Origin of the sequence: Zoogloea sp. (assembly GCF_041908905.1) — a bacterium.
Lineage (GTDB): Bacteria > Pseudomonadota > Gammaproteobacteria > Burkholderiales > Rhodocyclaceae > Zoogloea.
On sequence record NZ_JAYREK010000066.1, the window covers coordinates 1 to 4,877 of the forward strand.

General features: G+C 69.9%; 3 protein-coding genes and 1 pseudogene. 1 reads left to right on the plus strand and 3 read right to left on the minus strand.

From position 1 onward, the window contains the following. The 3 genes and pseudogenes from ACE3OU_RS18570 to ACE3OU_RS18580 all read right to left on the minus strand — a co-directional run. Positions 1 to 437, minus strand: a pseudogene (locus ACE3OU_RS18570) (hypothetical protein); the annotation flags it as partial. A gap of 261 nt (positions 438 to 698) precedes the next feature. Continuing rightward, a complete protein-coding gene (locus ACE3OU_RS18575; RefSeq protein ID WP_374243044.1) occupies positions 699 to 2,396 on the minus strand; it encodes a class I adenylate-forming enzyme family protein in 1,698 nt (565 codons plus the stop codon). 93 nt (positions 2,397 to 2,489) lie between these two features. Then, positions 2,490 to 3,578, minus strand: coding sequence for an MBL fold metallo-hydrolase (locus ACE3OU_RS18580; RefSeq protein WP_374243045.1), 1,089 nt, complete (start codon positions 3,576 to 3,578; stop codon positions 2,490 to 2,492). A gap of 127 nt (positions 3,579 to 3,705) precedes the next feature. Between ACE3OU_RS18580 and ACE3OU_RS18585 the strand changes: the two genes are divergently transcribed. Next, positions 3,706 to 4,788 (plus strand): spinster family MFS transporter, encoded by a 1,083-nt coding sequence (locus ACE3OU_RS18585; protein ID WP_374243046.1) that lies wholly within the window; start codon positions 3,706 to 3,708, stop codon positions 4,786 to 4,788. The last annotated feature ends 89 nt before the right edge of the window (positions 4,789 to 4,877 follow it).

Sequence of the window (4,877 nt, forward strand, 5' to 3'; positions counted from 1 at the left end):
TCTGCCGGCCCGGTGACGCTCAATCCAGAGCGGGAATCCGTCGTCGCCATGGCAATCGGCAACACGAATAGACAGCCTTTGGCTGCATGACTCAGGTGGCAACTATCTTGACGCGCGCCGCCGTCGCTGAGGCGCGCCGCGTACTGGGCGGCGTTGGCCTGGGTGATCACGAACAGTGGCTTGTCGGCGGCGAACGGGTCCACCGGATGCTGGCCCACGTGGGGCGTGTATTTGATACCCGGAGGCGTTCCCAGCCATTTGCCGGAGAAGGCCGGAATGGTGCCGTCCTTGTTGGGGCCGGCTTCGGCACCGACGCAGGTCAGCTCCTTGCCGAGTTTGGCGGCTTCAGCCTCTGTCACCTTGGCGCTGACGTTTGCGGCAGCGAGCGACAGGGCCAGGGTTGTGACGACGGGAACCCATGGCTGGGTGTTCTTCATTTGGGTGTCTCCTTCCGGGTGCGAATGGCTTCTTGAGCGGAATGGTTGTTGTGCAGATGAATTGCCTGTTCAGGCGGGTTGTGCACCCTTGCTTCATCTGCGGCCATTCTTCGTGGAAGCCGCACGCGGATCATCGTCCGAGAGGACTAGCCGGCCCCGTTGCGGGGCGGCGGAGACGGCCGGCGAGCGCATCTACCCCACGGCCCCCGCGGGGCGGGTTGCCGGGTGGGGTGGCGTTGTCCGGCCTTTGGGGATCAGGCGCTAGGCGGCGCCCAGGCACGCGCGCTTCAGATCGCCCTTCAGCAGCTTGCCGGCGGGGTTGCGCGGCAGGGCGTCCTCGCGCATGAAGATGCGCGCCGGCACCTTGTAGCCGGCCAGGTGGGCGGCCACGTGGGCCTGCAGCTCGGCTTCGCTGACCCAGAAACCTTCCCGTACCACCACGGCCGCCGCCACCGCCTCGCCGGTGCCCTCGTCGGGCATCGCGAACACCGCCGCCTCGTTGAGGCTCGGGTGCTGCAGCAGGCAGGATTCCACCTCGGCGGCGGCGATCTTCTCGCCGGAACGGTTGATGACGTCCTTGATCCGGTCCACCACGAAGAGCAGGCCGTCGTCGCTCACGTAGCCCACGTCACCGGTGTGGAACCAGCCCCCGCGCATCGCGTTGGCGGTGGCCTCCCGGTCGTTCCAGTAGCCCTCCATCACCGTCACCCCGCGCAGGCAGATCTCGCCCATGCTGCCCGCCGGCAGGGGGTTGCCGTCGGCGTCGATGATGCGCAGGTCGATGATCGGCGAGATCAGCCCCGACGCGCGCGGGGCGTGGCGGAAGACCGCCCCGGAGGCCGCCGCCGCGACGCCGTTGCTCTCGGTGAGGCCAAAGCCGATGCCGGCCATCTCGCCCTGGGGGCGGCGGAGGACTTCGTCGATGGCGCGCTGGGGCAGCCCGGCGCCGCCAAAGCCCAGCCCACCGAGGCTGCCGGTGACGGCCGGATCGTCGAAGCGGGGCTCGGACATCAGCTGCAGGACCATAGACGGCGCGCCGTTGAACTGGGTCACCTTCTCGGCGGCGATCAGGTCGAGGGCCGTGGCCGGGTCCCAGCGGTGGGTGAACAGCAGGCGGCGGCCGTTGCGCAGGGCGGTGAGCAGCTGGGCATGCAGGCCGCTCACATGGAACAGCGGCACCGCGGTCAGGGTCGTCGGCGCCAGGCCGCGGGCCATGATCCTGGCCACCGCCTCGGGTGAGCTCATCGCCGACAGCGCGCCGATGAAATCGATGTTGAACAGCGCCTGGCACACCGCCCGCTGGGTGGACAGCACGCCCTTGGCGCGGCTGGTGGCGCCGGAGGTGAACAGGATCAGGGCCGGGTCGTCGGGCCCCACGTTGGCCACCGGCGGCGGCTCGGCGGGCTGGGCGACGAGCGCGGCGTAGGACTCGGTGCCGGCAAGGGCGCCGTCGGTCACCACCGTCACGAGGGCCGGCGCGCCCTCGCCGGCGATGCGGGCGTGGCGCTCCGGGTCGCAGAACAGCACCTTGGGGGCGAGGTCGGCCAGCGCGGCGTGCAGCTCCTCGCGCAGCCCGAAGCTGTTGAGCGGCGCCGGGATCGCCCCGAGCAGGGCCGTGGCGACGAAGGCCACCGCCCACTCGGGCCGGTTGCGCATGGCGATGGCCACCCGGTCGCCCGGGCACACGCCGGCCTTGTGCAGCCAGCTGGCCACCGCGTCGGCCTCGGCGAAGAAGCGGGTGAAGGTCCAGGTCTCGCCCTGGTACTTGATGTAGGGCTTGTCGCCATGGGCGCGGCTCGCCGCGAGCAGCGCCGGCAGGGTCGGGAAGGCGTTGCGGTAGCGGCGCTCGACGCGGTCGCCGACGGGGCATTCGATCACTTCGAAGGGCGCGCCGGGGGCGGTCAGCTGCGCCCGGGCCTGCTGCGCCAGCGCAAGGGCTTGAGAGGTGGCATCGGTCATGAGGGTGTCTCCTCGCCGGCGGGGCGCCGGCTGGTTTTGTTTGATTTATTGATCTATTAGTTTATTGGATGGAGGGCGCGCACTTTAAGCGCTTCAGGCCGCCAGGGCGAAGCGGTAAACGCCGTCCTCGTCCAGCCGCCGCACCAGCTTGCCGGCGTAGCGCAGCCAGGCCAGGTGGGCCAGGCTCTCGCCGACGGCCATCATCTCCTCGGCGGCCTTCAGCTTGCGCGGGAACAGCACCTCCATGGCCTCGAAGGCCGACAGGCGCACCCCGCCGGCCAGCGCCGCCAGCAGCAGGTCGAACTGGTGCCGGTGGTGGGCCTGCAGCTCGGCCACCCGGGGCCTCAGCCCGCGGAAGACCCGCTCGTGGGAGGGCAGCACCAGGGTGTCGGGCGACAGGCGGTCGAGGCGCTCGAGGGAGTCGAGCCACAGCTGGAGCGGGTTGCCCTCCGGCTCCATGCTGGACACCAGCACATTGGAGGTGATCCGCGGCAGCAACTGATCGCCGGCGATCAGGATGGCATCCTCGGCGCAGTACAGGCAGGCGTGCTCGGGGGAGTGCCCCTCGCCCACGACGATCTGCCAGCGGCGGCCGCCGATCTCCAGCCGGTCGCCGGCCCGCAGGCGGCGGAAGCTCTCGGGCTGGGGCGGCATGAAGGGGTCCTTGCGCAGGCCGGCCAGCATCCGCGCGATGCGCTCCTCCGGCATGCCGGCGCGCTGGTGGAACAGCACCAGCCCTTCCGGCGCCGGCTCCGGCAGGCGTTCGCCGAGGGCCCGCATGGTGAAGAACTCGCCGTGGGTCATCCACAGCGGAATGGCGTAGCGGTCGGTCAGCCAGCGGGCCAGCCCGGCGTGGTCGTAGTGGAAATGGGTGCACACCAGGCCCTTCAGCGGCAGGCCGTCCAGCCGGGTGGCCACCACCTCCTCCCACAGGGCCTTGCAGGCCGAGGTGTTGAGGCCGGTGTCGACGATGTACCAGCCCGCGTCCGCGCCGCTGCCGTCGCGCAGCAGGTAGATGTTGATGTGGTCGAGCTGCATCGGCATGGGCATCCGCAACCACAGGATGCCCGGCGCGACCTCGACCACGGAAGCGTCCGGCGCGGGAGGAGCAAATGGGAAGACGATGGATTCCGCGCCCGGGGGCGGCACGGAGGCATGCAGGTCTGGTGCGGTGTCGGCCATGGCTTCTCCTGGTGTCATACCCTGAATCTAGGCGCCAGGGAAGCGGGCCAAAACGTCCAAAAGGACGATGCCCACCCCGTGCCTGCCCGACAGTATCGATACCCCGTCCCCCGCCCGGAGCTCCTCCATGAACCAGGTTCATCGCCCCCCCGCCCCCGCCGTCAACTGGCGGACCCATCTGAGCCTGCTCCTGCTGGCCCTGGTGTATGTGTTTTCCTACATCGACCGCAACGTCATCGCCATCCTGATCGAACCGATCAAGCGCGAGTTCGGCGCCTCGGACACCGCCATGGGCCTGCTCACCGGGCTGGCCTTCGGGGTGCTCTACGCGGTGATGGGCATCCCCCTCGGCCGTCTCGCCGACCAGGGTTTCAACCGGCGCAACATGGTGGCGATGGCCTGCGGCCTGTGGAGCCTGGCCACCATGGCCTGCGGCATGGCCGGCCAGTTCTGGCAGCTGATGATCGCCCGCATGACGGTGGCCATCGGCGAGGCGGGCGGCATGGCGCCGTCGATGTCGATGGTGTCGGACCTCTACCCCAAGGAACGGCGCTCGATCGCCATCAGCCTGTTCATGATGGGGCCGCACATCGGCATGATCCTGGCCATGGCCCTCGGCGGCTGGATCGCCCAGCAGCACGGCTGGCGGGCCACCTTCCTGTTCTTCGGCATCCCCGGCCTGGTGCTCGCCACCCTGCTGTGGCTCATCGTCCGCGAGCCACGCCGCGGCGGCTTCGACGGCGTGCCCAGCGCCGCCACCCAGCCGGCCCAGCCCCTGCTGGCCCAGTTGCGGGGCCTGATGGGCATCCGGGCCTTCCTGCTGGTGTGCCTGGCCTGCGGGCTGGGCGGCATCGCCGGCTACGGCTACGGCATCTGGGGGCCGAGCTTCCTGATGCGCAGCCACGACCTGCCGCTGGCCCAGGCCGGCCTGCTGTTCGGCCTGGCCAGCGGGCTGGGCGCTGCCAGCGGAGCCATCTTTGGCGGCTGGTACTGCGACCGCCTCACCCGCCGCGACCCGCGCTGGCAGCTCCGCCTGCCCATGATCGGCGCCCTGCTGGGCCTGCCGATGGGCTTCGCCTTCCTGCTGTGGCCGGCGGGCAACTGGCAGCTCGGCAGCCTGGCCGTCCCCCACGCGATGATCTTTGCCGTCGGCTTCGGCTTTTTCAATGCCTGGTGGCCGCCCCTGTGCTACCCCCCCGCGTCAGAATAGTTGCCACCTCGATAGAATCCTGAATTCGGGGGCGATGATGAGAGAACGACTTGGCGCGATACGGACAAGACTTCAAAGACAGAGCGGTA